General features: G+C 66.3%; 22 protein-coding genes. 4 read left to right on the top strand and 18 right to left on the bottom strand.

The features are described 5' to 3' along the window. Positions 1–12: 12 nt before the first annotated feature. The 13 genes from EV560_RS06645 to EV560_RS06585 all read right to left on the bottom strand — a co-directional run bounded on the left by EV560_RS06645 (position 13) and on the right by EV560_RS06585 (position 17,661). A complete protein-coding gene (locus EV560_RS06645) occupies positions 13–873 on the bottom strand; it encodes a glycosyltransferase family 2 protein (RefSeq protein WP_165923356.1) in 861 nt (286 codons plus the stop codon). A 19-nt stretch (positions 874–892) separates the two neighbouring features. Continuing rightward, the gene (locus EV560_RS06640; RefSeq protein WP_131854952.1) at positions 893–2,353 is read right to left on the bottom strand and encodes a polysaccharide pyruvyl transferase family protein; all 1,461 of its coding nucleotides are present in this window, start codon (positions 2,351–2,353) and stop codon (positions 893–895) included. Then, complete coding sequence (locus tag EV560_RS06635) at positions 2,350–3,537, bottom strand: hypothetical protein (protein WP_131854951.1); 1,188 nt, start codon at positions 3,535–3,537, stop codon at positions 2,350–2,352. The genes EV560_RS06640 and EV560_RS06635 overlap by 4 nt, the downstream gene beginning before the upstream one ends. Continuing rightward, positions 3,534–4,724 (bottom strand): polysaccharide pyruvyl transferase family protein, encoded by a 1,191-nt coding sequence (locus EV560_RS06630; RefSeq protein ID WP_131854950.1) that lies wholly within the window; start codon positions 4,722–4,724, stop codon positions 3,534–3,536. Before EV560_RS06630 ends, EV560_RS06635 begins: the two co-directional genes overlap by 4 nt. Before the next feature lie 41 nt (positions 4,725–4,765). Continuing rightward, the gene (locus EV560_RS06625) at positions 4,766–6,073 is read right to left on the bottom strand and encodes a glycosyltransferase family 4 protein (RefSeq protein WP_131854949.1); all 1,308 of its coding nucleotides are present in this window, start codon (positions 6,071–6,073) and stop codon (positions 4,766–4,768) included. Further along, positions 6,073–8,256 carry a glycosyltransferase family 2 protein gene (locus tag EV560_RS06620; RefSeq protein WP_131854948.1) on the bottom strand — a complete coding sequence of 728 codons (2,184 nt, stop codon included), beginning with the start codon at positions 8,254–8,256 and terminating at the stop codon, positions 6,073–6,075. The genes EV560_RS06625 and EV560_RS06620 overlap by 1 nt, the downstream gene beginning before the upstream one ends. After that, positions 8,256–9,005, bottom strand: a complete 750-nt coding sequence (locus EV560_RS06615) for a hypothetical protein (RefSeq protein WP_131854947.1) — start codon at positions 9,003–9,005, stop codon at positions 8,256–8,258. Before EV560_RS06615 ends, EV560_RS06620 begins: the two co-directional genes overlap by 1 nt. Continuing rightward, a complete protein-coding gene (locus EV560_RS06610) occupies positions 9,002–10,255 on the bottom strand; it encodes a glycosyltransferase family 4 protein (RefSeq protein WP_131854946.1) in 1,254 nt (417 codons plus the stop codon). Before EV560_RS06610 ends, EV560_RS06615 begins: the two co-directional genes overlap by 4 nt. Next, complete coding sequence (locus tag EV560_RS06605; RefSeq protein ID WP_131854945.1) at positions 10,252–11,085, bottom strand: class I SAM-dependent methyltransferase; 834 nt, start codon at positions 11,083–11,085, stop codon at positions 10,252–10,254. Before EV560_RS06605 ends, EV560_RS06610 begins: the two co-directional genes overlap by 4 nt. After that, positions 11,082–13,361 (bottom strand): glycosyltransferase, encoded by a 2,280-nt coding sequence (locus EV560_RS06600; protein WP_165923355.1) that lies wholly within the window; start codon positions 13,359–13,361, stop codon positions 11,082–11,084. Before EV560_RS06600 ends, EV560_RS06605 begins: the two co-directional genes overlap by 4 nt. 59 nt (positions 13,362–13,420) lie before the next feature. Beyond that, complete coding sequence (locus tag EV560_RS06595) at positions 13,421–14,215, bottom strand: calcium-binding protein (RefSeq protein ID WP_131854943.1); 795 nt, start codon at positions 14,213–14,215, stop codon at positions 13,421–13,423. A gap of 327 nt (positions 14,216–14,542) precedes the next feature. Continuing rightward, the gene (locus EV560_RS06590) at positions 14,543–15,910 is read right to left on the bottom strand and encodes an HlyD family type I secretion periplasmic adaptor subunit (protein WP_131854942.1); all 1,368 of its coding nucleotides are present in this window, start codon (positions 15,908–15,910) and stop codon (positions 14,543–14,545) included. Then, positions 15,907–17,661, bottom strand: coding sequence for a type I secretion system permease/ATPase (locus tag EV560_RS06585; protein WP_131855484.1), 1,755 nt, complete (start codon positions 17,659–17,661; stop codon positions 15,907–15,909). Before EV560_RS06585 ends, EV560_RS06590 begins: the two co-directional genes overlap by 4 nt. A gap of 480 nt (positions 17,662–18,141) precedes the next feature. Between EV560_RS06585 and EV560_RS06580 the strand changes: the two genes are divergently transcribed. Together EV560_RS06580 and EV560_RS06575 are read left to right on the top strand one after the other, a co-directional pair. Continuing rightward, complete coding sequence (locus EV560_RS06580; RefSeq protein WP_131854941.1) at positions 18,142–18,651, top strand: MarR family transcriptional regulator; 510 nt, start codon at positions 18,142–18,144, stop codon at positions 18,649–18,651. Continuing rightward, complete coding sequence (locus tag EV560_RS06575; RefSeq protein WP_348982193.1) at positions 18,555–19,838, top strand: glycosyltransferase; 1,284 nt, start codon at positions 18,555–18,557, stop codon at positions 19,836–19,838. The genes EV560_RS06580 and EV560_RS06575 overlap by 97 nt, the downstream gene beginning before the upstream one ends. Before the next feature lie 97 nt (positions 19,839–19,935). Here EV560_RS06575 and EV560_RS06570 read toward each other — a convergent pair whose 3' ends face one another. Next, positions 19,936–20,244, bottom strand: coding sequence for a hypothetical protein (locus tag EV560_RS06570; protein WP_131854939.1), 309 nt, complete (start codon positions 20,242–20,244; stop codon positions 19,936–19,938). A gap of 373 nt (positions 20,245–20,617) precedes the next feature. Here EV560_RS06570 and EV560_RS06565 point away from each other — a divergent pair, with 373 nt between their 5' ends. Next, positions 20,618–21,520 carry an AraC family transcriptional regulator gene (locus EV560_RS06565; RefSeq protein ID WP_131854938.1) on the top strand — a complete coding sequence of 301 codons (903 nt, stop codon included), beginning with the start codon at positions 20,618–20,620 and terminating at the stop codon, positions 21,518–21,520. A gap of 106 nt (positions 21,521–21,626) precedes the next feature. Here EV560_RS06565 and EV560_RS06560 read toward each other — a convergent pair whose 3' ends face one another. Next, on the bottom strand, positions 21,627–22,370 hold the full coding sequence (locus tag EV560_RS06560) for a helix-turn-helix domain-containing protein (RefSeq protein ID WP_131854937.1): 744 nt from the start codon (positions 22,368–22,370) through the stop codon (positions 21,627–21,629). A gap of 88 nt (positions 22,371–22,458) precedes the next feature. On the opposite strand from EV560_RS06560, the gene EV560_RS06555 reads away from it, so the two are divergent. Next, the gene (locus tag EV560_RS06555; RefSeq protein WP_131854936.1) at positions 22,459–23,643 is read left to right on the top strand and encodes an MFS transporter; all 1,185 of its coding nucleotides are present in this window, start codon (positions 22,459–22,461) and stop codon (positions 23,641–23,643) included. Position 23,644: 1 nt separating this feature from the next. Here the strand turns inward: EV560_RS06555 and EV560_RS06550 are convergent, their stop codons facing one another. Genes EV560_RS06550 through EV560_RS06540 form a run of 3 tightly spaced genes read right to left on the bottom strand, consistent with a single transcriptional unit; the run spans position 23,645 to position 24,862 of the window. Beyond that, entirely contained in the window at positions 23,645–24,268 is a 624-nt protein-coding gene (locus EV560_RS06550) for a nitroreductase family protein (protein ID WP_465246979.1), read from the bottom strand. A 17-nt stretch (positions 24,269–24,285) separates the two neighbouring features. Then, positions 24,286–24,597, bottom strand: a complete 312-nt coding sequence (locus EV560_RS06545; RefSeq protein ID WP_131854935.1) for a hypothetical protein — start codon at positions 24,595–24,597, stop codon at positions 24,286–24,288. Further along, the gene (locus EV560_RS06540; protein ID WP_131854934.1) at positions 24,587–24,862 is read right to left on the bottom strand and encodes a hypothetical protein; all 276 of its coding nucleotides are present in this window, start codon (positions 24,860–24,862) and stop codon (positions 24,587–24,589) included. The genes EV560_RS06545 and EV560_RS06540 overlap by 11 nt, the downstream gene beginning before the upstream one ends. Between the last annotated feature and the right edge of the window lie 267 nt (positions 24,863–25,129).

Raw genomic sequence — 25,129 nt, 5'->3', positions numbered from 1 at the left:
CCGCGGGCCCCCTCAAAACAACCTCCGAAAGCTTTCCGGCAGCCTCAGCGCCTCGTTCGCCGCGATGTCGAGCGGCGCGACATACATCGTGCCGACCTCGCCGCCGCGCTGCGACGTCTTCACGCCGCCGAGGAAGCGCGCGCAATAGCGCCCGACCGTCTCGTCCTCCCAGTCCTTGCGCCCGAGCTGGGAGAAGGAGCGGTAGACATTCATCAGGTCGAGATCGTTGGTGCGCTGATGGTTGCCCTGGTCGAGATGGGCCCAGTCGAGTGCGCGCGTCACCGCCTGCCGGCGCAGCCGCTCGGCGACATCGGCATATTTCAGGTGGAAGAGATAGGCGCCGTGGAAATGCGGCGGCTGGTTGGCATGGTGGAAGCCGCCGCCCCAGCGGATCGGCTTGCGCACGACCAGCGTCTTGCACATCGGCGAGACGAAGCGGACATGTTGGCGCTGCTCCAGCACCGGCCCGTCGAGCAGGACGGCGTTCTCCTCCTCCAGGATGGTGACGAGGTTGAAGCCGATGCAGGTCGAGTACTCGAAATCGGTGGCGTCGAGCCAGTCGCCGAAGCTGGCGAAGCGGCGCGGATCATGGCTGATGAACTCGTCGCAATCGGTGTAGATCACGGTCTCGTAGAGCTCGAGCAGCGCGCCGACGAATTTCGAGATGAAACGCGCCCGCTCCTGGTCGTCGAGCGCCGTGCGCGGATAGCGCACCACGCTGACGCCTTTCAGCGCCTCGCGCACGCTGTCGTCGCTGTCATTGTCGACGACATATAGATTCTCGATCCCGACCAGACCCGCATAGTAGTCGATCCAGCGCGGCAGGAAGAACGCCTCGTTATACTGCATCGTGACGACGGCGATCTTTTTCATCGCGGCGATCCTGTCGGGTTCACATCCGGTGCGGCACGCCGTTCCGGTCGAGGAAATCCCGCATCCGGTCGTAGGATTGCGCATAGGAGCGCGCGAGCGCCTGGAGCTGCGCCTCCTGGTAGACGCCGCGCCAGCCGCCCTCGGCCAGCGCCGCTTCCGGCACGACCGGGATCTTCAACGTCTCGGCCAGCTCCTGGCTGCGCGTGTCATAGGCGACGAGCACGCCCGGCACGCCCTGCGCCACCGCCGGCAAGACGCCATGGACACGATAGCCGACCGCGAGGTCGATGCTGCGGGCGAACTCGTCGTAGCGCTCGACATCGAAGAAGCTGAAGAGCTGCTTCTCGTAGATCCGGCGCATATCGGCATCATCGGACCCGCTCCACCAGCCAGTCTTGACGAATTCATGGACCGCCTTCTCCTTCGCCGCCGCGTCGCGCAGGAAGAAGGCTTTCTCCTCCTGCTCGCCATGCGAGGACATCACCATCTCGCTCTGGCCGTCGACCTTGAGCAGCGCCGCCTTCTGGTTGCGCAGATAGGCGGCCGGATCGGCGGTATAGCTCTTGTCGGCCTCGCGCCTCAGGCTGAAGGCGACCTTGCGGATCTCGCGCTGGTCCGGGACCTTGATGGCGAGGTCACGCTTGCGGGTGCGGAAGATCGAGGGGCAGCCGACGACCTCGACATTCCTGATGCCGTTATGGCGCAAGGTCTCGGCGCTGAAGGTGCCGCGCACGCCGATGGCGGCACAGCGGTCGCCGACGATGCTCCAGAACCGCTTCGAGACATCCGAGAGCTCGATCGCCCGGTTCTCGCTCGCCTGCGCTCCGACGCCGATGGCGTAGACCGGCAGCTTGACCTTCTCGAGCACCTCGACGGCGCGGTACCACTCCATCTTCTCGTGGATGAAGTTCGAGCCGCGCACGAAGACGTAATCGAATTCGCTGGCATAGCGCTCGATGTCCGCATCGGTCGGGGACATGATCTTCATCGGCTCGAGATGCGCGTATTTCAGCAGCTTCAGCGTCGAGTCGTAGACGATCATGTCGCCGATATTGAAATAGTCGGAGAGCAGCTTCTCCATCGGCGCGCGATACCAGCGCACCTTGTCGTGGTCATAGACCTCGCCGGCCGGATAGACGACGAGCGCCCGAAGGGCCTTGGCCGTCGCGACCGGACGCAGGAAGGAGCCTGGCGCGATCGCGCCCGTCGCCGCATCCACGACCGCGACAGAATGCGGGCGTCCGTCGGGCAGGCGCGGCAGCGGGATGGTGAGCTCGGCCAGGGCCGCGTCGCCGGTGATCAGCGCGCTCGGATTGATCGTGGCGTAGTCGTGCCCGTCGAGCTTCAGGGTCAGGGCCGGCCAGCTGCCGCCGAGCTCCCGGGTGACGGAGACGACGATCTCCTCCGTCGTGGCGCGCAGGATCTTCATGGCGTGCCTCATCGAGCTGCTGGCGGTGAGGTTGATGACGGGCGCGTTCATGGCGTGTCTTTCACGATGCGGACCTTGATCCGGACGAGATCGCGATCGGGGCCGACCTTGCAGCCGGTTACCCGCATCTTGGTCATGAAGAGGAAGGCCTCGTCGCCGGTGGTCTCGAAATTGCGCGAGGGGGAGGCGGGGTCGGCGATGGAACCATAGGCATAGCGGGTCCGGTCGGCGCAGTTCTTGCTCCACATCGTCGGGTGGACGACGAGCGTCTGCAGCGGCGACCAGCGCATCAGGTCGGACGACCAGCTATAGGCGACGCGCCCGCCCGCGATGCCCTGGCTGGCATCGGGGCCGAGATGGAACAGCGCGAGGTAGAGCCCGCTCGCTTCGTGCTTCGTGATCGAGCCGACGGTGGTCGGCAGCACCTTGAGCGGCTGGCACGGCTTCGCCTGCGACGTGTCCTCGCGATAGGGATCGACCGCGCGCACGGTGTAGTCCGAGCCGTCGAAAGCGCGCCAGGCCGTCGGGTCGTCGATCTTCGTCGAGCGGAACAGGCAGACGCCGCCCTTCTGGCCCTCGCCGCCGGTCGTCGCGATCAGCGCATACCAGGCGCCGTCGCGCTCGATGATGTTCGAAGGGTTGAAGAAGCCGCGATGCCGGCCCTGGCCGACATCCTGTTTGAATGCCGGGGCCGCGACGAGCTGGCGCGGCTCGGCCGAGAAGCTCCTGCCGCCATCGCCGGAATGGGCGGCGGTCACGACATTGTACCAGCAGCTCATCCCGTCCTTGAAACGGCAGGCGCCGGCATGCCGGTCGGCATGATATTCGTCGTGGAGCAATGCGTAGATGTCGCGGCCGTTTCTCGTCCAGGTCGCGGCGATCCAGCTCATGTCGCTGAACTCGCTCGGGTCCGGGCTGTTCTTGGCCTGGAACGAGACCGAGCAGCTCTTCCGGATCGAGCCGAGATCGCTGCCGATCAGCGGTCGGTTGCGGTAGTGGCTGGCGAAGGCGACGACCTCGCCCTTATCGTCGCGGAAGGCACGCAAGGGCGCGTCCGGCAGATCCCATTCCTCGCAGCGCTCGCGCGCCCAGGATACCACCGTCTCCTCCTGCGCCCCGGGCTCGATCTCGACGCGGTAGCCCGGCGCCTGCGATGTCGCCGTGGCCGCAGATGAGGCGAGCAGCAGCAGCGCAGCCGCCAGCCTCATCGCGAGGGTGCGGTGCTGCAGCATCACGCGACCTTGCGCTCCGCCTCGGCCTCAGGAGACTGCTCCGCGCCGACCATCTTGGTGTCGATCTTGTTCTCGACCAGGAAGTCGCGCATCGCCGCGTAGACCTTGGCGTAAGTCGTGTTGAAGCGGTCGAACAGGCTCTGCTGCCAGTAGTCCTCGAGCTTGAACTCGGTGCCTTCGAAGACGTCGAAACTCGGAATTCGGAAGGTCTCGGCGAATTCGACCGTGCGGCTGTCATAGGTGAAGTAGATCGAGGGCGTGCCGTTCGCGAGCGCCATCAGGTTGCCGTGCAGTCGGTAGCCGAGCACAAGGTCGAGCCGGCGCACGAGCTGCTCGTATTCGGCGACGACGTCGGAATAGAACATCCGGCTGCGGTAGAGCTGCTCCATCTCGCCATCGAGATACCATTCGTCGGCCCAGCGGTTCAGGCGCAGCGCCGCGATCGCCTCCTCCTTCTGCTCCAGCGTGCCGAGCGCGAGCTTCTTCTCCTCGATCTCGCCTTGCGCCATCAGCGTGGCGTCGAAGCGGCCGGCCAGCATCTTCACCAGGTCGCGGTGGAAGGTGAGGTAGCGCTTGATGTTCTGTGCATAGGTCGGCGAGACCTCGCGCCGCAGCGTGACGCCGACCTTCTTCACCTCTTCGAGCGGCGGCAGCGTGATCGCAAGGTCGGGCTTGTTGGCGCGGAAGGCGGTGGGGCAGCCGATGATGCGGACGTTCTTGATGCCGATCTCGTTCAGCACCTCGGCCGAATAGGCACCGCGCACGCCGAGCGAGGCGGTCGAATCCGCCATCAGCTTGAGCACGGTCTTGCTCTCCTCGCTCAGCTCGAGCTTGCCGCTGACCGGGGCCTGGGCGCCGATGCCGAAACCGATGACCGGGATCTTCAGCCGCCGCAGCACGTCGGCGGTCTGGCTCCAGTTCATCTGGGCATGGATGTAGTTCGAGCCGCGCAGGAAGGCGTAATCGTATTCCGCGTTCAGCCGGTCGATCAGCGCCATGTCGGGATTGGCGATCGGCAGGACGTCGATCTTCTCGAAATTCAGCAGCTTCAGTGAGGAATCATAGACGAAGGCGTCGCCGATATTGTGGTAGTGATTGATATGACTCGCGAGGTCGGCATACCGGTACCAGCGGACATTATCGTGGTCGTAGACCTCCCCGGAGGGGATCATGACAAGGATGCGGGCCATCGAGTTCTCTCCCTTTCTTGGCCTGTTGGCTTCTTCCGGCATCAGGCGATCATCGGCGTCGCGGCGCGGTTCTCGGGCACGGGCATGCCGCGCTCCTCGATCAGCCGCTGGTAGAGCGTGATATGCTCGGCCGCGCATTCGACATGGCTGAGCGGCGGCCTGATCCCGCCGCGCAGCCGGTCCCAGAGCTTCGGCTCGGTCAGCGCCCGCGTCATGCAGTCGACCAGATCCTCCGGACTGCCGGAGCGGAAATGCAGGCCGTTGACCTCGTCGACGATCTTCTCGGCCATACCGCCGATATTGCTCGAAAGGATCGGGCGGCCGTGGAAGAAGGCCTCCTGGATCACGATCGGCGAGTTCTCCCACCAGACCGAGGGCATCACCACCCAATCGACCGAGCGCATCAGGTTCGGCATCTCGTGGTTCTGGAAGGCGCCGCAGAAGCGTACACGCCGGCCGGCGCTCTCGACGAGCTCGGCGAATTTTTTCTTGTAGGCCTCGGGCTGGCGCTCGAGATTGCCGCCATAGACCAGCAGGATCGCGTCGTCGCCCCAGACGGCATCGGGAATGCGGGTGACGGCGTCGATCAGCACGTCCGCGCCCTTATAGGGCGTCAGCTGGCCGAAATAGGCGAAGCGCGAGCGCCGCGCGCTCGGTTCCGGCAGGGGCCGGGGCGGCGCGACATGGGGCACGTCGATGCCGTTCTCGATCACGCTGAACCGTTCCGGCGCCAGGCCCCAATCCTGGAAGCGCTCGGCCAGGAAGCGGCTCGGCGAGATGAAATGGTCGGCGAGGTTGAGCATGCCCTTGATGAAGGTCTCGCGCGCCAGGAAGCGGGCCGGCGAGATATCCGGGAAGCAGGCATTGCAGTCCGTCGGCGATGAGCGATAGCAGAGCTTGAACGCGCCGGTCTTCACCATCTGGCCGTGATGGTGGCAGATCGAGAGATATTCGTGGAAGGTGACCACGATCAGCGCCTCGGGCAGCGTATCGCGCACGGCATAGAGGCATTCGAGCCCGAGCCCGATGAAATGGTGGAAATGCACCACATCCGGCTTCAGGTCGCGTAGAACCCGCACGAAGTCGCGCTCGATCTCCTCCGTGTTCCGGTTCGAGATCAGGAAGTGATCGTAATCCTCGGCATAGTAGAGCAGCTCGCCGCCGCGCTGACGCAGGCTCATCAGAGCCGTGCCGGCATGGCGCGGCGTCGGCGCGCCGACACGGGCGAGGTAATGCGCGTCCACGCCCTCGCTCGCCTGAAACCCTTTGTGCAGGTTGTAGGAGGCGATCTCTGCCCCGCCGAGCGACAGGCTCGGATGGCCATGGGACACGACGAGTACGCGCATCATCACCCTCTCATATTGGAAACGGCCAGTGACCAGCGGCGGTCGAAGCTGGTGCGGTCGGCGAGGCTGGCGAGCGCGCCGACATGCGGCCGTGCCGTCTCGGCATCGTCGACCACATAGATCTCGACCTCGGGCACCCAGATCGACGGCGCACCGTTCATCCGGAGCTTCAGGCAGAGGTCGAGCCCCTTCTCGGCTGTCGTGAAATAATTGCGGGCGAAGCCGCCGGCCTCGACGAAGGCGGCGCGCGACAGCACGCAGCACTCGGTTGCCCCGGCCGCGACCTCCATCGGGCCGAGATTGCCGATCGCATCGAGTGGATAGCCGACGAAGCGATTGAACACGCGTCGGTTTGGTCCCTCGCCCTCCATCCAGGCTCCGGCCCAGCGGATCGAATTATCCTCGAACAGCAGGGTCGGGCTGGCGACGCACTGGCCACCACGCGCCCGGAAGGTCCGCTCCAGCCGGCCGAGCCAGCCGGGCATGCGGATCTGCGCCGCGCCCGAGAGTAGGGCGATGGTCTGGAATCGGCAGGCCCGCGCGCCCGCCTCCAGCGCGTCGCAGGCGTCCTCGACGCCCTCGACCAGCGCGACACGCACCGAAAGCCCATAGAACCGGGCGAGCCGGCGCGCATCGGCGCCGATCCGGTCGAAGCTCTCGCTGGGCACGGCCAGGACCATCGGCACTGCGCGGACCTCGGGATCGATCGCCAGCAGCGCGAACAGCGCGGAGAGCTCGCGCTGGCGATGATCGAGCCCGATCACGAGCCCCAGCGGCGCATCGGCCTTGAAGCCGCCGAGGTCGAAGGTCTCGGTTACGCGCGGCGGCGCGATCTCGGCGGCCTGCAGAGCCGGCGCGACCTGGCGCTCGACCACGGCGGTCGCGGTCGAGGATTTCGGGTCGAGCAGGCTGAAGACGCGTTCCAGCGTCCGCCGCGCCTGGCCGCGCCCGGCATTGAGCGGCAGAAAGGCGGGGCCGGAGCCCTCGATCTCGAATTCGAGATGGAGCGGCTGGCCTGCCTCGGGCACGAGCTTGGGTGCGAAGACGATGAAGCCATGGCTGTTGCGGCGCGAGCCGGCCAGATGCGCGAAGCGCGGATCCTCGGCGAAGGCGGCCGCAACGTCCGGTCGCGAGACCCGGGTCCAGATCCGGTCGATGACGCAGGATTGGCTGCCGGAGCGCAGGGTCACGGCGCTGACATGCCGGTCGGGATCGAACAGCCAGCCGATGATCAAGGTGCCGGCGCTCTCGATCACCGTCGCATCGTCGATGCCGGCCCTGACCGGGATATCGAGCAGGGCGACCGTGTCGCGCCCGTCGAAGCGCTGCGAGGCGCGCCGGAGCTTGTCGGTCGTGGCCTGCGGGGCAGTGCCGCGCTGCAGCCCGTCGCGCAGATGGCCGGGGACCGTGATCGGCTCGAGCAGAACATGGCGCTCGTAGACGTCGATCGCGCGCCAGCCGTCATTGGCGCGGAAGAACAGGCGCTCGATCTCGCTGGGATGGCGGATCGCGCAATCCTCCAGCAGGCCGAAGAAGCCGCGTGCGCCATCGGCAAGGTCGTCGCGCTCGAAGGTGCCGGCTTCCAGCGCGGCGAAGGAGAGCCCGCCATGGGCGACCAGCAGCTTGGTGCGACCGCCGCTGAAATCGGAGGTCCAGCCCTGCAGGAAGACGCTCTCGTCGATCGGCCCCATCACCTCGACGAAACCGCCGGGCTTGGCGATCGATTGCAGCAGCAGTGCCGCGGCGCGCAGGCGGCGCGGGTTCGGCTTGGCGCTGAGCAGGATCTCGAGCAGGCCGTCGACCACGATCGGGAAGGATTGGCCGGCGTCATCGGCAAGGCCCGCGAGGAAATTCTGCAGGGGCAGGGGCTTTGGCGAGAGTACGAGCCGGAGCGGCCGTCCGGGCCGGCCGACCAGCAGCGCGCCCGAGCCCGAGCGGTCGGTCGCGGGCGCTGGCGCCAGGCAGATGAAGCCGACCGCGGCCGAGGCCTCGGCCTGCGGCCGGCGCCAGGTCAGCGCCAGGGTTTCGGCTTTGTTGCGCGGGTTGCCATCGACCGCCACCGGCACCTTGCCGGGAATGGCGTCGCACGCGCTCATGATCAGGATCGCGTTCTCGCCGAGCGGCGTCCAGGCGACAGTCGGCGCCGGGCTGATCTTGGTCTGCTCGGGGACGATGACCTCGTTCATCAATGCCTCGCCAGGGTGACCGCCAGGGTCACGATGGAGGAGACGGCCGCCAGCCCGGTCAGGAAGCCGAGCAGCATGGTCGCCTGCCGCAGCGGCCGCTGCGCCTCCTTCCGAATCGCGATCAGCCGCTCGTCGAAGCCGCGCATGGTCGCGTCGAAGCGCAGCAGGAAGACGTCGAGCTCGCCGAGCCGCTGCGAGATATGGTCGGCACGGGCCTGCTCGGCCGCCTCGTCCCGCTTCACCGCATTGCCGGCGAGCCGCTCCGTCACCTCGTCGAGTTTCTCGACCAGTTCCTTCTGGGCCAGCTGGCCGCGGCGGTTGAGCGCGATCAGCGCCTCGACCCGGTCGAAGAAGCGCGCCAGCGGCACGGCGATCGCCGCTTCGGCCGCGAGCTCCGCCGGAGGCGGCAGCCTGAGTTCCAGCTCCATGCCGGTCGCCGGCGAGATGCCGAGGACGACGAGCTGCTCGCGCACGGCGACGGTCTTGTCGTCGAGCTCCATCGAGAAGGCGTGGCGCCCGTCGCCGATGCCGTTGCGGCGCAGGTCGATACGACCCTGGTCGGCCACTGTCTCGGCGACCATGCGGCCGTCCAGCATCAGCCGAACCTTGAGCCGCTCCTCGGGACGAGCCTCGTCCCAGAGCCAGCCATGCAGGCGGTTTCCGTCGAGCGCGTCCACTCGTCCGTTCAACCGGGCGGGGGTCACGTTGGGCAACCTCTCGGTTCCGTCGGCATCGCGCAACACGCTCATGCGGCCTCCGCGAGTTTGAGTTTGTCGAAGAGAGAGAGATGGGCGTTGGCGCAGGCCGTGATCGTCGGCTGCGGGCGGATGCCCTCGACCAGCCGGTCCCACAGTCCTTCCTCGTCCATCGCGCGGCGCATCACGCGGGCGAGCTGGGTCGGATCGCCGGCGCGCGCATGCAGCCCGTCGATCTCGTCGCGCACCATTTCCGCCATGCCGCCGATATTGCTGGTGATGATCGGCCGGCGATGCTGGAACGCTTCCTGGATGACGAGCGGCGCGTTCTCCCACCAGATCGAGGGCATCACCACCCAGTCGATCTCGGCGATCAGCTCCGGCAATTCCTCGCGGCGATAGGGCCCGCAATGGGTCACCGAAGCGCCGGCCTCGGCGAGCGCCTTGTCGAAGGAGGCGACGAAGGCCTCGCTCTGGAACGGCGCGCCGCCATGGATGCGCAGCTCGAATTCGCTCTCGCCCGCGGCCTGCAGCAGCCTGGCGGCCTTGAGCAGCTCGAGCACGCCCTTCCAGGGGTTGATATTGCCGAAATAGGCGAAGCTCGCGCGCTTGCCGCTCTTCACGGCATGCGGCATCGAAAGCCGCGGCGGGCGCGCATTCTCGATCACCTCGATCCGGTCGGGCCTGAGGCCCCAGTCGGCATAGCGCTGGCGCAGGAAATGGCTGGGCGCGACGAACTGGTCGACCGCGGCGAGATGCGTCTTCAGGAAACGCTCGCGCAGCAGGAAACGGTCGGAACCGATCTCGGGGAAGCAGCCGCGGCAGCGCGTCGGCGAGGCACCGATGCAGCGCTCCTTGTCGGTCGGCCGCGCCATCAGCCCGTCATTATGGCAGATCGAGTAATAGTCGTGCAGCGTCATCACGATCTTGACGGATGGCAGCAGCCGGCGCGCCAGCGTCAGGAATTCGCCGCCGATCAGGATGAGATGGTGGATGTGGATTACGTCCGGCCGGAATTCCTCCAGCAACCCGGCCAGATCCTGCAGCGTGCCGTAATGGTCGATCTGGCTGAGATAGAAGCGGTCGAAATGCCCGCTCCAGAGCAGGAGATCGCCATCGGGCCCCGTCGTCTGGAAGGCGGTGCCGGGATGGGCCTCGCGATGGATCGCGTTGGTGGCGCCGAGGAAGAGCACCTCGCAGCCCTGCTCGCGATAGCCGCTCGCCAGGTCATGCGCGAAGATCTCGGTCCCGCCCGGATGCAGGTCGGGGTGGTTATGCGCGACGACGAGGATGCGGCGCGTCATCGGCTGCGCTCCGGCTTGGTGGCGATCAGCAGGTCCTGGTAATGCGCCGCGCTGATGCCGCGCCAATGGCCGGGCCGCAGGCTCTCGACCTGCAATCCGGCTTTCTGCGTCTCCGCCAGCAGGAATTCGTCGGCGATGCCGGCGGCGGCGAGCGGGGCTTCCTCGATGGCGTACCAGCCCGGCCCGTCCTGCCAGCGCTTGAACTTCAGGCGCTCCTGGCCGGTGGTCTGGCCGCCGATGGCGAAGGCGGTCAGGAACAGCCGGCCGCCGGGGGCGAGCAGGCGCGAGGCCTCGTTGAGATAGACGGTGAGCTCATCCGGCGGCAGATGCGTCGCCACCGAGACCATGGTGATGAAGTCGAAGCTGTGGTTCGGGAAGCCGAACTGCACCTCGGTGCCCGGCAGCGAGCCCTTCGGGTTGTAGAGCGGGTGGGCGATGTCGAGCCGCTGGAAGCGGAAGCGCGGATAGACCGGCGTGATCGTCTGGGCGCACCAGAGGATGCCGTCCATCACCGGGTCGACGCCGTCATAGCTGCCGCGCTCCGGGTCGAGATACTGCGTCAGCGGCACCGCCATCCGGCCGATGCCGCAGCCGATATCGAGCACCCGCTCATGCGGCTGCAGCCGGCCGATCCGGACGTAATGGCCGAGGAACTCGGCGCCGATCGCGCGATAGTCGCCGTCACCGACGAAGATGCTCTCGGGCGGCGGATGCGGCAGGAAGAGGTTGCTCTGGACATGCGCCAGCAGCCAGTCGAACTCCTTGCCGGGAGCAGGATGGATGATGGCAGGAGCCGTTTCGATGGGGCGCAACGCCAGGGTCGCCGTCATGCAGCGCTAGCCCTCCTGAGGACCGTACGAGAAAGGATTTCGGGTTCCCGGATCGCGGGAGTCTTGGGCGCGGGCATAAGGTCGCCGGCCATCAGCGCCTGGATCTCGCTGTCCCAGCGCTTGGTCTGGAGCCAGGAATTGTGCTGGGAAGCAACGCCGCGCGTATAGTCGAGGCTTTTCGAGATCGACTGGCGCTCGAGATGGTAAAGCGCGACGCCCGGCACATATTTGATGCCGAAGCCGGCCTTGCGGATCTTCAGGCAAAGGTCGCTGTCTTCGTAGTCGCCGATGACATAGCTGTCGTCGAAGCCGCCGACCTCGTTGAACAGTGCCCGCGGCATCACCATGCAGGCCCCGGTGACGCCCGGCACCAGACGCTCGGCATTTGCCGGGCCGTAACTGCCGGGCATGCCCTTGTGATAATGGTGGTTGAGCCAGACCCCATGCCGGTCGCGCTTGAAGAACAGCCCGGCGTGCTGCAGCGAGCCGTCATCATAGAGCAGCTTCGGCCCGACGACGCCGATGCGGCCGCGCCGGTCGAGCTTGTTGGCGAGTGTCGGCAGCCAGCCCTTGCCGCTCGGAATGATGTCGGAATTGACCAGTGCCAGCGTCTCGCCGCGCGCGACCGCGGCACCGGCATTGCAGGCTGCCGAGAAGCCGCCATTGCGCCCCATCACAACGAGCTGCATCGGCAGCCCATAGGCGAGGTGAAGCCCGCCGAGCAGATGCGCGACCTCGCCCTCGTGCTCGGGCGAGTCGAGCACATAGATCAGCTCGGCCTTGTCGCGGAACCAGGAATCGCCGGCAAAGGAGGCGACCTGGATGCGCAGGAACTCATAGACCCGGTAGAGCGGGATCACGACCGAGACGCTTGGCTGCGCCGGCAGCGTGCCGATCGTCTTCACGCGCGGCTCGGGCAGGGACGCCCGCAGGCTTGCCTGGCAGGAGGCGAGCATGGGCGCGAGCATTCGTTCGAGGATCGAGGAGGTGAGATGCTGCGGCGGGATCGAGGCCAGCGCCCGGGAGCGGATCGTCAGCGCATCGGCCGGCTGGGGACCGGGACGCAGGAACAGCGAGGTGCCGGATTTCAGCCGAAGCTCGCAACGCGGCTGCAGGACAGGCGCGCCGGAGGCGTAGCCGGGCAGGAGGGTGAGGAAGCCGGTCGCCGTCCTGTGATCACCGCCTGGCTCGGCCGGCAACAGCGCTCCGAAGCGTTCCAGCCGATCCTGAATCGGGATCGGTTCGCCGGCGCTGCGATGGACGAGGACCTGTTCGATCGACGCGTCGGGATCGCGGTACCAGCCGCCGAGCAGCAGCCCCGACTGGTTGCAGATGGCGAGGTCGATCTCAGCCGAGGGCAGGTCGTCGCGCCGGCGCACATTCTGTGCCGGCAGGGGCAGGCGCCTTTGCATCTCGATCGCGAGCAGGCGTCCCTGCTCCGAGCCGGCGGCGAGCTGCTCGACCAGCCAGCTCCTGAGGTCGTCGCGCGCGCTCGCCTTGCTCGCCCACCAGCGGCCGAGCGTCGGCACCGGCGCACGCTCGGGCAGGGCGCGCACAATCAGTCCGGCATCGCTCTGCAGGATGAGCAAGCCGGCATGGCGCGGCTGGAACGAGTCGGCGATGAGATGAAGTGACCGGCGTCCGGTCTTGTCGGTTTTGCCGAGGCGTGGCCGGGTCTCGATGCGGGCCAGATGGCTCTGATCGAGCCAATAGGCCGCTTTCACCGTGTTGAGCCGGCCGGGGACCGAGGTTTCGAGCAGCGTCCTGCCGCCGGACAGCGCCGCGACCGGCACGGCCGCCACGGGCTTGAGCGAGAGCGCGAGCAGGAACTGCCGCAGGAAGACGAGATAGGCGCCGGTCTCGCGCAGGTTGAACAGCGTCGGCCAGGTGCCGATCAGCGCATTCGCCAGGGCAAGCCGCGCGCTGGGCGCGAGGTCGCGCACGACCTCCGGTGCATCCGCCATGGCGTGCACGAATTCGGGGTCGAAGGAGAGAAAAGTGTCGGGACCGAGCTGCCCGCTCGATAATTTGGCGGTGATCTCATCGAGGCCGGTATGCCGGAAGGCGGAGACGATCCGCGTGCGGCCGTCGCTCAGGTCGAGCGTCAGCGAGGCCGAAGGCGCCCGCTTGCCGCCGCAAGTCAGCGTGACGCTGTGCTTCGCCATCGACGTATCGTCGAGCGTCCAGCTCAGCAGAAAGATCGAGCCGCAGAGCCGCAGCAATTCCGGATTCGACACCTGGTCTCCGACCGCCTGAGCGGGAGCAATCGTCAGCATGGCGCACGCTTTCGGGCAAAAGGGGTGCGACGCCGGTGGAGCCGGCGTCGCGAGGGTCATCAGGCGACGCTGAAGTAGCTGTGCGGATCGGCCTGGATGTCTTCGGCGCTGACGCCGACCAGGGTCAGCGAGTCGCCGTTGCCGAGGTCGACCACGGCATTGCCGTTGACCGTGGTGGCGCGCGCCGCCACGTCCTCGGCCGAGGACACGCCGGTGCCGTTGATGTCGGACGCGATCTGCATGAGATCCTTGCCGGCTTCGAAATCGAGCACGAGATCGTTGCCGCCGCCGCCGTTGAAGACGAAGACGTCACTGCCGGCGCCGCCGGAGAGGATGTCGTTTCCGGCGCCGCCGAACAGCATGTCGTCGCCCGCGCCGCCCTGGAGGACGTCGTTGCCGGCGCCACCATCGAGGATGTCATTGCCGTCGCCGCCCTGGAGGACGTCGTCGCCAGCGCCACCCTGGAGGATATCGTCGCCCGGGCCACCCTGCAGGATGTCGTTGCCCTGACCACCGATCAGGACATCGTCGCCGTCATTGCCGCGCAGGATGTCGTCGCCGAGCCCGCCGGAGAGGATGTCGTTGCCCTCACCGCCGAACAGCGAATCATTACCGTCGTCGCCGGAGAGAACGTCGTCGCCGGTGCCGCCGAACAGCGTGTCGTGGCCTTCGCCACCGGACAGGAAGTCGTTGTTGTCATCGCCGAAGAGGGTATCGTCACCTTCTTCGCCGAACAGCGAATCCACCTGGCCGCCGCCATGGACGATGTCGTCGCCAGCTCCGGCGAGGATCACGTCACTGAACCGGCTACCTATCAAGAAATCGTCGAATGCACTGCCTTCGATCGTGGCCATCTGTCACCTCCTGGGCGATCTGGGAAGCGTCTGCCGGACCTGCCACGCTTACGCTTTAGGTCTGGACTGCTGACGCGGTTCCGATGACAAGCGCCAGGGCTCGCCATCGTTCGACAAAGGTAGAGTGAGGCAATATGTGCGCCGCAGCAAGCATTTTATTGTGACGATATTGCGATGCGGCAAGATTTAAACTTTATATGGGCCAATTGAATTCCAAGAATTGCTCGAAGATAGTTCAAAAATCGAAATACCGGATCTTATTCTGGACTTAAATTATGTTTCGAAATTCGAACTAAAGCTTGTTGCGGCCACATTTGGTGAGCGAGATCAATCCTCTCGGAAGGCTCGGTTGAAGCTGTCGGTGATCGGCTGGAACAGATAGTCGACCGCGCGGCGCGAGCCGTTGACGACCATCACCTCGGCCGCCATGCCGGCATGGAGCGTGATCTTGTACTGTGCCAGGTTCTCCGGCGGGATCTCGGCGCGCACGACGAAATAAGGGATGCCCGTCTTGTCGTCGATGAGTTGGTCGGCCGCGATGTAGTTGACCTTGGCAGCGAGCGGCGGCAGCAGCCGCGCGTTGAAGGCGGTGAGCCTGATCCGGGTCTCCGCGCCCATCTTGACCGAGTCGATGTCGCGCGGATCGACCTTGGCCTCGACGACCAGCGGCTCCTTCTCCGGCACGATATCGAGGATCGGCTCGCCGGCGCCGATCACGCTGCCGGCCGTGCGCATGCGGATATTGGCGACGACGCCCTCCTGCGGCGAAAGGACGACGAGCCGGCGCAGCACGTCCTCGGCCTGCACGATCCGCTCGACCACTTCCGAGAGGGTGAGCTGGGTATCCTGCAGGTCCTGGGCGATCTCGCCCTGGCGCTCGAGGCTGATCGACTTGATTTCGAGCTCGGCCCCGGCGACGCCCTGCTCGGCCTTGGCCTTGCGCGCCTTCATCTCGCCGGCCCGGCCGACGAGTTCGCTCTGCTTGGTCTGGAGGTCGACGAGCTGGGTGCGTTTGGCGTAGCGCTTCTCGTAGAGCTCCGCGACCATCTTGGTCTCATCGTCGATCAGCGTGCGCTGGTAATTCGTCGCGTCGATCTGCGCCTGGAGCGCTTCGGACTCGGCCTGCTGTTGCTCGATGACCCGCTGTTGGATGCGGATCTTGCCGTCATAGACCTGGGCCCGCGCCTGGAAGAGCTTGCGCTCGGCTCGGATCACCTCCTCGGAGATCGGCGTTCCCGCCATTTCCAGCGAATCGGGGAAGTCGATCTCGTCCGCATTGGCCTGCTCGGCCCGCAGCCGCGCCAGCTTCGCCTCGAAGCCGACGCGCTTGCCTTGCAGCTGCTGCAGCTCGGCCTTGGCGCGCGCATCCTCGAGCCGCAACAGCGGCTCGTTCTGCTTCACCCGATCGCCCTCGCTCTTGAGCAGCATCTTCAGGATGCCGCCCTCGAGATGGCTGACGGTCTTGCGCTTGCTGTCGACGACCACCGTGCCGCTGGCGACGGCGGCATTGTCGAGGCGCGCCGTGACCGCCCAGGCCCCGAAGCCGCCGAAGCCGACCGCGATGGCGCCCACGCCGGCGAGCACGAGGCTGCGCAGCGACGGCGCGCGCTCTTCCTGCTCGGGGACCAGATCGATCGTGACGGGCTGGCGCTTGATCGGCAGCTCGGAAAGTTTGCTCTCGGGAAGTTTGTTCATGCCGACACCTCGCGCGGTCTGGCTTCAATCGGCTTGCCCTGCTTCGCCGGCTCGATTTCGACGAGCCCGCTCGGCGTGATCATGCCGGCGATGGCCGAGCGCGGCCCGAACTGGGCGATGCGGCCCTCGCGCAACACGAGAATCTTGTCGACCACCTGCATCACCGAAGGCCGGTGCGCGATCAGCACCACCATGGCGCCGCTGTCGCGCGCCGCATTGATGGCGCGGATCAGGCTCTGCTCGCCTTCGGCGTCGAGATTGGCGTTGGGCTCGTCGAGCACGATCAGCCGCGGCGAGGCGTAGAGCGCCCGCGCCAGGCCGATGCGCTGGCGCTGGCCGCCGGAAAGCTTGAAATCACCGTCATTGACATTGGTGTCGTAGCCGAGCGGCAGCCGGCCGATCAGCTCGTGCACGCCGGCGGTGCGTGAGGCTTCGAGCACGGCGGCGGGGTCCGGTACGCGCATGCGGGCGATGTTTTCGGCGATCGTGCCGTTCAGCAGCGAGACCGATTGCGGGAGATAGCCGACCATGTCGCCGAAGGAGCCGCGCTCCCAGAGATAGGTGCTGTGGCCGTCGAGATAGACACCGCCCGCATTGGGCTTCAGCACGCCGACGAGCAGGCGCGCCAGCGTCGATTTGCCGGCGCCGGACGGGCCGACGATGCCGAGCACCTCGCCCGGCGAAATCGAGAAGGAGATGCCCTTGATGATCGTCTGCTCGGAGCCGGGCGCCGCGTAGATCGCGCGGTCGATCACGAGGTCGCCCTCGGTTTTCGGCGTCGGGATGGTCTGGCGCTGCGAACTGCGCGTCAGCAGCAGCTCGCGCACGCGCTTCCAGGCTGCGGCCGCCAGCACCCATTGCCGCCAGTCGTTGATCATCGAATCCCAGGGCGCGAGCAGGCGCGCCACCAGGATGCTCGACGCCATCAGCGTGCCGACGGTCACCTCGTTCTTGATGATCAGCGTCGCGCCGGTTGCATAGGTCGCGAGCTGCATGGTCATGCGCGTCGAGCGCGTCAGGGAGGACACGAACTTGGCACGGCGCGTCGCCAGATCGAGCAGCTCGATCATCGCCACCTGCTTGCCGCGCCAGCGCCTGGCCAGCGCCGGCAGCATGCCCATGGCCTCGATGGTCTCGGCATGGCGCAGGCTGGCGCCGACATCGTTGACGCTGTCGACGCCGGCTTCGTTGGCTTCCTTCATGATGCGCCGCGTCAGCACGTCGCCGATCACGCCGAGCAGCAGCAGGATGATCAGCGAGATCACGCCGACGAGCCCATAGATCGGGTGGAATGCGAACAGCACGGCGAGGAAGATCGGCGACCAGACCGCCTCGAGCGGAGTCGCGATCGACGAGCTCGCGATGAAGAAGCGGATGTCGTTGAGGTCGCGGATCGCCTGCGTTGCCCCGGCCGAGCCCTGTTCGAGCGAGGTCGAGACCGCTGCCTGCAACGCCGGCAGGTTGAGCCGGCGCGCGAAGATGCTGGCCATTGCCTGGAAGGTCAGCGCCCGGATGAATTCGATCACGCCATAGAGGCAGAGCGCGCCGATCGCGATCACCAGCAGCATGGTCAGCGTGTCGAGGCTGCGACTGACGATGACGCGTTCCTGCACCTGCATCATGAACAGCGGCACGGTCAGCAGGAGGAGGTTGACGCACAGGCTCAGGAAGGCGGCATAGGCCAGCCCACCGGCAAAGGAACGTTGGAGCTCGCGAACCAAACTGTCGGGCGCCGAAGCTGCGGCCTTCATTCCGATCTCCGGTTTTTGATGAACCAAGGCTGGAGCAGCGGCGAGAGCCAGGCGGCCAGCATGTAAGGTTGCTGTAAGATTGGCACGATGATGCCACGCGTCTTTTAACGTGTCACCCACGCTGTGTCGTTAATATGACAGAAAAAGAATCGAATATCTCCGAATAGTCCGCGTTAATATGACAGCAAGAGATAATACTTCGAATTTCGAAACAACTTATACCTATCTCAAAAACGCTACATTCTTAGTTTCTGGATATCGGGGGTGGCATGTGCTTTGCGTCTAGGCTATTCGACGGGTGGGGGTGCCATGGCGTGAAAAGGGGAGCATTCGGGGACAAATTGCCCATTTCGAAACCAGGCGGAGTAGAGAATGCATTCGAAACCGCACTACAGCGATCAATTCATAGGCACCGTGCTCGAACGCGAGCACGTAAGAGGACGGCGAACTGATTCGGAGAACGGAGCCCCGCGCACTTTGATGTCCCAGCTCGAACTGGCGCGGATGATCGAACGGGTCAGCCGCCGCTTTCTGGACTACCTGAGGCTGGAACTGACCAGGCTGGGCGTAGACGATATTTCACCATCGCAGGTGATGGTTCTGCTGACCATCGGCACCGGCGAGATCGCGGTTCGCGATCTGCTCGACCGCGGTTATTACCTCGGCTCGAACGCCTCCTATAACCTTAAGCAACTGGTCGAGAACGGCTATCTCGATCGCGGCGCCTCGGCCCGCGACCGCAGGCTGGCGCGGATCTCGCTGTCGCCGAAAGGGCAGCTGCTGTGCGAGCGGCTCCGGATGCTCGACGAGAGCAACCAATTCGGCATGAGCCAGGATCTGGATATCGAGCCGGATCTGCAGACGACCTACGACACGCTGCGCCGGCTCGAGCAATGGTGGAGCGATGCGTTGCGTTATGGAGGGGTTCTGGTCGCATCATGCACGTCCTATTCGTTCATCGGTCCGGATCTGGTCAATTTTTTCACCTGATCGACCGCCTCCTCGCCGCGGGCACGGAGGTCACACTGGTGACGGAGCGGGCGGAACCGAACCGCCCTGGACTTCAGCAGGTCACCTATGCACCGAACGCAGCTCAAGCGGCGAGCGCCAGCCTTGCCGCGACGGAGTACCATGTCCGGACGGGGGAAGCGGTGGCGGCCGTGCTCAAGCGGCTGCGCCATGACGATCAGCCGGACCTGATCATTGGCCATACCGGCTGGGGCGGGCTGCTTTTCGCCAAGGACGTGCTGCCCGAGACCCCGGTGCTGGGCTATTGCGAATATTACTACAATGCCGAGAACTCGGACTTCGATTTCGACCCGGCGCTCGGCCCCTCGGATTCGGACCGGATGCGGCTGCGCATGCGCAATGCCGCGCAGCTCGTGACACTGCAGGCGGTCGATGCCGCCTATACGCCGACGCGCTGGCAGCATCGGCAATATCCGGCGAATGTGCGCGATCGCATCGCGATCTGCCATGACGGCATCGACACGCGCCTCTGCCGGCCGGATGCGGAGGCTACATTCACCCTGCCCGACGGCAGGGTGCTGAAGCGGGGCGACGAGGTCGTCACCTTCGTCGCGCGCGATCTCGATCCCTATCGCGGCTATCCGCAATTCATGCGCGCCGCCGCGCTGGTGGCGCAGGCCCGGCCCGACGCGACCTTCGTGGTGGTCGGCGGCGACGGCGTCGGCTATGGCCGGCCGCGCGGCGACGGCCGGCTCTGGCGTGAGGTCATGCTCGAGGAGACCGGGCTGGGCGAGCGCATGGTCCATATTCCCTGGCTGGCGCATGCCGATCTCATTCGCCTGTTCCAGGTCTCGGCCGCGCATGTCTATCTGAGCGTGCCCTTCGTGCTTTCCTGGTCGCTGCTGGAGGCGATGGCCTGCGGCTGTCTCGTCGTCGGCTCGCGCACCGCGCCGGTCCAGGAGGTCGTCACCGAGCGCCGCAATGGGCTCCTCGCCCCGTTTTTCGATCGCACGGCGCTGGCGGCGACGATCGTCGAGGCGCTGCAGCGGCAGGAGGATTACGAGGTCCTGCGTCGCGCGGCGCGCGCCATGGTGACGGCGAAGTTCGAGCTCGAAGCCTGTCTCGACCGGCAACTCGGGCTGATCGAGCGCCTCGTCGCGCAGAATGATTTCGCGCTTGCGGAAATGGACGGGCTCGCCGCCGGCTAGTGCATCGGACCGAAAAGTGGAATGCACTTTTCGGATCAATCCGATGCGGGGCAATGAACGCATCGCCGATTCGCGTCCACGGGACGCGCAACGCCCATCACTGCAGCGCGTGCTCTCCGGCGCGGCGGAATGTCATCGCCTCGGTGATCAGATGCCCGCGACGCACCGGGCGGAAACCGGCTTCTTGCCAGCCATCGGCGGCCATCAGGCGGGACACCATGCCATGAACACACTGCAAATGCGCTTCCCGATCGATGGAGAGCCAGGGGCCCCACCATTCCTCGATCAGGCCGACCAAAGGCTCGATCGGCGGGTGCCCGCATTCGGCTGCGTATTGCAGTGCAGCATGGCCGGCCGGGGAGGACATGACTTCCCAAATCTGGAGTTGCTCGGTGCCAGTCAACATGGCGGATGGACTCTCCGTCTATATAGCTGTGCCCGTGCTGTATGGCCGACAGTATGAATACTCAGCATAGCAGATGTCGGATGCGGGGCGCAAAAAAATATACTCCGCGGCCCTTGGGGAATGTGGGGCCGCGTGTCGCATCGCGCTGTAGCGTGGGGATGACAGCCGGCGCCTCGGCCGGCGCGATAGGCGCAGCGCGGCCTATGGGTCCGGGGCGGCGATCGAACAAAGCTCCGCAATTCTTGCCTGATCCTCCTGACATTCTGTCAGATGCCTTCGTCCTCGCCGGACGGGCGCCTATATAGACCCGCTGTAGGTGGTGCGAGGCTGACCGCGGCAGGGAAGGCCGATCCATTGTCCCGGAGAAAGCGGCATGACCGAGCAGAATGCGCTCGCTGATCTGATTGCCCGATTCGCCACGAGCGACGGCATCCACGCGACTGCGATTCCGCGCCTGTCGCTGATTCGGATCTCGAGCCCGACCGAGCCGATCCACGCCCTGCACGAGCCGGCGCTTTGCATCGTCGTCCAGGGCCGCAAGCAGGTCATCCTTGGCGACAGGATCTACCGCTACGGGCCGGAGCAGCATCTCGTCGTCTCCGTCGATGTGCCGATCATCGGGCAGGTCACGGAGGCCAGCACTGAGCGGCCCTATCTCTGCTTCCGGCTCGATCTCGATCCCGGCGTGCTGAGCGCGCTGATCATGGATGCGGGGCTGGCTTCAGGCGGCAATGAGAGCGATCAGGCCGGGCTTTGTCTCGAACCCGTGACGTCGGAGCTGCTCTCGGCTGCCGCTCGGCTCGTCGGCCTGCTCGAGGCGCCGCGCGACGCGCCGATTCTTGCTCCGCTGGCCGAGCGCGAGATTCTGTATCGCCTGCTGACGGGCAGCCAGGGTCCGCGCCTGCGCGAGATCGCCCATGCCGAAAGCAAGCTGCAGCAGGTCAATCGCGCGATTGGCTGGATCAAGCGCAACTATCACAAGCCGTTCCGCATCGAGAGCGTGGCCCAGGAGGCGCGGATGAGCGCCTCGGCCCTGCACCAGCATTTCAAGGCGGTCACCGCTATGAGCCCGCTGCAATATCAAAAGCAGCTGCGCCTGCAGGAGGCGCGCCGGCTGATTCTCGCCCAGGCCATGGATGCCGCCACTGCCGGCCATAATGTCGGCTACGAGAGCCCGTCCCAGTTCAGCCGCGAATACAGCCGGCTCTTCGGCGCCCCGCCGATCCGCGACATCGCGCGGATGCGGGCAATGCCGGAAAGCGCCGCGCAGATCTGAGCGCTTCGAGCATTTCCGCGTTTCTTCGAAACCCGGAAATTCTCTATCTATTTGTTTTGACGCATTTTCTTCATGCGAACCGGTATCCACTTCGCTCGAAAATGCCCTAGCCACCGAGGAAGGCGCTCGGCGTTTGCCCGGTGACCTGTTTGAAGGCATGCGCGAAGGCGGCCGCGCTGGCGAATCCGGCCTGATGCGCGACCTGCCCGATGGCGCCGCCGGCCGAGAGCCGGTCGATCGCTCCGACGATCCTGGCGCGTTGCCGCCAGGCTTTGAACGTGAGCCCGGTCTCCACCGGGAAAAGCCGGCTGATCGACCGCGCCGAACTGCCGGCACGACGCGCCAGATCGTCGATATCGAGCTGCACCCCGGGATCGGAAAGCGTCATATCGGCGACGCGCCGGCCGATCACGCTCGCCGGCAGCGGCAGGAAGGTCGGGGCATCCGGCGTCTCGGTCAGCTCGTGCAGGATCAGCGGCGCGATCCGCCGCGCTCGCTCGCCGCTGGGCTCGCAGTCGAACAGCGCCAGGATCAGTTCGCGCAGCAGCGGCGTCACCCGCAGGGCGAAGGCGCGGCCGAGCGTCTGCGATGGTGCCCAGTCGCGGCAGGCCTGCTCGTCGAAATAGAGCGAGAACATCTCGACATCGCCGAGCATGTCGAGCGCATGCGGCAGGCGCGGCGGCGCCCAGACCGCCAGTTGTGGCGGCACCAGCCAGCGGCCTGTCTCGGTGCGGACCTGCATCGTGCCCGCTGTCGCATAAAGCAGCTGCGCCTCACGATGGGCGTGGAATCCCAGCGAGCTCCCGCGCGGATAGGAGCGGCGCAGGCTGCTGAAGGGCCCATGCTGCATAGGATTGGCGTCTCCACGATCGATATCGGCGTCACATCGATATCACGCCGCGCTATTCTGTGCAGGCTGAAATCAAAGGGAGAGCGGCATGAACCGCCCGGCCACCGTCATTGCCTATGTCAACGCCGCCCATTTCATCGATCACTACGCGATGCTGGTCTTTCCGGCGGCGCTGATCGTGATGGCGCCGATGCTCGGCTATGATTATGGCGAGCTCCTGCCCTATGCGACGCCCGGCTTCATCGCCTTCGGAGCCGGGTCGCTCCTGACCGGCTGGCTCGGTGATACCTGGAGCCGGCGGCACATGCTGCTGATCTTCTTCCTCGGCATCGGCCTGTCGCTGATCGGCACCGGCCTCGTCGCGACGCCGTTCCAGTTCGGCGTCGCGCTCTTCTTCGTCGGTGCCTTCGCGGCGATCTATCATCCGGTCGGCACGGCGATGATCGTCGCCTATGCGCCGCGGCTCGGCCGCGAGATTGGCATCAACGGCGTCTTCGGCAATCTCGGCGTCGCCTCCTCGGCGCTCGTCACCGGCCTGCTGGCGCAATATCTCGGCTGGCGCGCCGCCTTCATCGCGCCCGGCCTCGTCTCGATCGGGCTCGGCCTCGCCTTCGCCCGCGCCGTCGTCCACGAGAATCGTGACGGCCACCGTGCCGCGACGGCCTCGTCCCGCGTGCCGAAGGAGGCCATGTGGCGCGTGCTGGCCGCGCTCGTTCTCACGGTGCTGGCGAGCTCGACCGCCTTCAACGCCGTCACCGTCGCGCTGCCGAAGCTCTTTGCCGAGCGCCTGGCCGATATCACCACCAGCCCGGCCGTGCTCGGCGTGATCGCGGCCGGCGTCTATCTCTTCGGCGCTCTGGCCCAATATACGATCGGCGGGCTGATCGACCGGCACGGCCTGCGGGCCGTCTTCCTGCCGCTTTGCTTCCTGCTGGCGCCGGCGCTCTATCTGGCGGCGCTGCTCTCGGGGCCGGCCCTGCTTGTCGTCTCCGTCGGCATCATCATCGCGCTCTTCGGCCAGGTCACGATCAACGACGCCATGGTCGGGAAATATACCAGCGACCGCTGGCGCTCGCGGGCCTATGCGGCGCGCTATTTCATCGGCTTCACTGCGGCCGGCGGGGCGGTCGCGCTGGTGGCCGGCCTGCATGCGCGCGGCGGCTTCACCCTGGCCTTCGAGGTGCTGGCGGCGCTCGGCCTGCTGGTGATCGCGGGCGGGCTGATCTTCCCGGCCGAGCGCGCGCCGGAACCGGCCGCCCAGGCGGCCGAATAGGCTACCAATAGGTCGTGATCGCCGCGAGATCGGGCCGCTTGCGGTCCGGCGGGATGTCCTTCGCCGTGCCGATATGGATGATCCCGGCGACCCTCTCGGCTTCGCCGAGCCCGAACAGCTCCGCGACGCCCGGGCTATAGGCGGCCCAGCCCGTCAGCCAGGTCGCGCCATAGCCGCTGGCCTGCGCCGCGACGAGCAGGTTCATGCAGGCCGCGCCGGCCGAGAGCTCCTGCTCCCAGGCCGGAACCCGCGCTGCCGCATCGGCCCGGCTGACGACGAGCACGATGACCGGCGCATAGGTCAGCGCCCGGCCCATGATCGCCGTGAATTTCTCGCGCCGCTCCGGCTCCATCGCCGCATTCTCGGCGGCATAAAGCGCGGAGACTCCGGCGCTCGCGCGCTGGCGCGCCTCCCCGGCGAGCACGATGAAGCGCCAGGGCTCGATGCCGCCATGATCGGGCACCCGCGCCGCGATGCCCAGGATGCGGCGCAATTCGCTTTCGCTCGGCCCCGGCTCGCCGAGGGCGGTCATGCCGACCGAGCGGCGGGTCTCGAGAAACGACAGCAGCGCCTCGCGATCATCCGCGGGGACGCCCATGCTGGCGGCGATCTGACTGTTGCTCATACTCATCCTTGATGGCCTTAGGCCCTGCCGGCGGCCTGCACCATCAGCAGGTCGGTCATCGGCGCCGGCCGCGCCGCACGTTCCAGCGCCGCCCGCAGCGTCTCGATATCGGCCTCGACCTTCGGATGCCAGCCGCAGGGGCAATCGGTATCGAGGCGATGCGCCTCGGCGACCTCCCGGTAGACCGCACCGAGCGCCTCCGCGGTCAGTCCCATCACCTTGAGCGGCGAGAGCTGCGATTGATGCAGAGCGTCGCAGAAAGCCGTCATGACCGCCTGCTTGAGCTCGGCGCGCAGGATCTCTGTCTGGCGGCTCGGATCATGCGGCACGGTGACGGGCCTCCGCTCTGGCGCTGCGGCCGCGCGGATGTTCGGGCCGCTGCTCCAGCGCGACGGTCAGCAGATCGACCAGCCGCTGCATCGTCTCGGCAAGGGCGCCATAGGCGATCGGATCGGCATTGCCCGGCCCCTTGGCGAAGATGAGCGCCCGCTTGAGCTCGAGCTGCGTCGCCCTGGTTCGGAGCACTTCGCGCAGGATGATCTCATCGACCGGCCCAAGCGCCGCGATCACGTCGCGGCCCGAGATCTCGCCCATACCGAATCCTCGCGTTGAGTCGGTGTATTGTACCATGAAGAGGGATAGGCGCGTATGTGGTTTCGCGCAAGCTATTGTTTTTGTTAGATAAATAGAACAATTCGAAACTGGCCCCGCCAGGGAAGGCCAATCCTTGCGGCCGTTGGCGAAGCTCATCGGTACGCGAAGGCTACGCCATGGCGGCCCGATTCGGCTCCAGGGACCGTCCTGCATTCTGCATTCAGCCGCGGTTCATCCAGCCTGCGCTAGGCGCAATCTCGGGGATAT

Source organism: Allobosea sp. BK604 (assembly GCF_004341515.1).
Lineage (GTDB): Bacteria > Pseudomonadota > Alphaproteobacteria > Rhizobiales > Beijerinckiaceae > Allobosea.
The sequence above is the reverse complement of the archived record's forward strand: the minus strand, read 5'-3'. Positions and strand labels throughout refer to the sequence as shown.